The 2,289-nt window shown below is 64.4% G+C and carries 1 protein-coding gene and 1 pseudogene; both read left to right on the top strand.

The genetic code is table 11. The features are described 5' to 3' along the window. The coding region (locus GGD65_RS39885) for a DUF1522 domain-containing protein (RefSeq protein WP_183238753.1) at positions 1 to 1,529 on the top strand (1,529 nt) is incomplete at its 5' end. Positions 1,530 to 1,857: 328 nt separating this feature from the next. Then, positions 1,858 to 2,289: pseudogene (locus GGD65_RS39880) on the top strand (flagellin); the annotation flags it as partial.

Below are 2,289 nucleotides of genomic sequence, written 5' to 3'. Positions count from 1 at the left end.
CGCCTGCGACGCTTGCAACCGTCGACGATCTGTTGAGCGCGATCGATCTGGCCAGCGGCGTCAAGACAGTTGCCATCAGCGCGGGTGCTGCGACGCTCGCCACGAGCGTCGGCCAGACCGCCTCGACCGTTGCCGGCGGCGCCGTCACGCTGAGGAGCTCGACTGGTGCGGATCTGAGCGTCACCGGCAAGGCCGACCTGCTCAAGGCCCTCGCCCTGACGACGGCCGTGGGCGGCGGCAACGCCACGGTCAACGTCAACCGGACCACGAGCTCGGCCTCGCTGGGGGCGGAGATCGCGGACGGCTCGACGCTGAACGTCGACGGTCACGTCATCACCTTCAAGAACGCGCCGATCCCGGGCTCGACCGGTGCTCCGAGCGTTCCGAGCGGTTTTGGTGCGAGCGGCAACGTCCTCACCGACGGCAACGGCAACTCGACGGTCTACCTGCAGGCCGGCACGGTCAACGATGTCTTGAAGGCGATCGACCTTGCCACCGGCGTGCAGACCGCGACGATCAACGCCAACGGCACCGCGACGCTTGCGACCGCCACCGGCCAGACCAACTCGTCGATCAACGCCTCCGGCCAGCTCAAGATCTCGACCGGCGTCAACGCCGATCTGTCGATCACCGGCACCGGCAATGCGTTGAACGTGCTCGGCTTCGCCGGTAACACGGGGACCTCGACCGCCTTCACCGCGGCGCGGACCTCCGGCGTTGGCGGCCTCACGGGCAAGACCTTGACCTTCTCCTCCTTCAACGGCGGCACGGCGGTCAACGTCACCTTCGGCGACGGCACCAACGGCACCGTCAAGACGCTCGATCAGCTCAACACCAAGCTGCAGGCCAACAACCTGACGGCGACGATCGACGCCAACGGCCTGCTGACGGTCTCGACCACCAACGACTACGCGTCCTCGACCATCGGATCGACGGCGGCGGGTGGTGCGATCGGCGGTACGCTGACATCGGCACTGACGTTCTCGACGGCTTCCACCCCCGTCCAGGATACGGTTGCCCAGACCTCGCGTGCGAACCTGGTGTCTCAGTACAACAACATCCTGAACCAGATCGACTCGACCGCGCAGGACTCCTCGTTCAACGGCGTCAACCTGTTGAACGGCGACCAGCTCAAGCTGGTGTTCGACGAGACCGGCAAGTCGAACCTGAGCATCACCGGCGTGACCTACAACTCCAAGGGTCTGGGCCTCGCTGCGCTGACCGGCGGCGTCGACTTCATCGACAACGCCGCCACCAACAAGGTGCTGACCAACCTGAACGCCGCGTCGAGCACGCTGCGCTCGGAAGCTTCGAGCCTCGGTTCGAACCTGACGATCGTGCAGGTTCGTCAGGACTTCAACAAGAACCTGATCAACGTGCTGCAGACCGGCTCGTCCAACCTGACCCTGGCCGACACCAACGTCGAGGCGGCCAACAGCCAGGCGCTGTCGACCCGTCAGTCGATCGCGGTCTCCGCGCTGTCGCTGGCCAACCAGTCGCAGCAGAGCGTGCTCCAGCTGCTCCGCTAAATCGCGGACGACATCGCGAGCAAGATCCGGCGGCGGGGCTTCGGCCCCGCCGCCTTCTTTTTGCCGACCGCCTGGAGACTTCGAGAGGGCAGGCGGCACCCGAAAAAGTAACCAGCGGTTATGGTTAATGGAGCGTAAGCGCGGAAAAACACCAACGATTTCAGCTTGATTGCCGAGCCCTCGCGCACCTTGCGCGCGCTTATGGTGAACCGGCGCTTATGCAGGCGATGTTCGTTTCACCCTTTGTTAGCCATGTCGCGGCACGCTGGCCCCGTCACTCGATCCGAAGCGATCGAACGAAGACGCGTAAGCCAGAAGGGTAAGAGTCATGTCAGGTATTGTTCTCTCTGCGTCGGTTCGCCAGAACCTCCTCTCTCTCCAGTCCACTGCTGATCTCCTCGCCACCACACAGAACCGTCTGTCGACCGGCAAGAGCGTCAACTCGGCCCTGGACAATCCCACCAACTTCTTCACCGCACAGTCGCTCGACAACCGCGCCAGCGACATCAACAACCTGCTCGACAGCATCGCCAACGGCGTGCAGGTGCTGCAGGCCGCCAACACCGGCCTGACCTCTCTGCAGAAGCTGATCGACAGCGCCAAGTCGATCGCCAACCAGGCGCTGCAGACCACGGTGGGTTACTCCACCAAGTCGAACGTCTCGACCACCATCTCCGGTGCGACCGCCGCCGACCTCCGCGGCACGACGAGCTTCGCCAGCGCCACCGCATCCAGCAACGTGCTCTATAGCGGCGCGGCG

This window comes from Bradyrhizobium sp. CIR18 (assembly GCF_014198295.1).
Taxonomy (GTDB): domain Bacteria; phylum Pseudomonadota; class Alphaproteobacteria; order Rhizobiales; family Xanthobacteraceae; genus Bradyrhizobium.
Note: the sequence above shows the minus strand (reverse complement) of the source record. Positions and strands in the feature narration are given on the sequence as shown.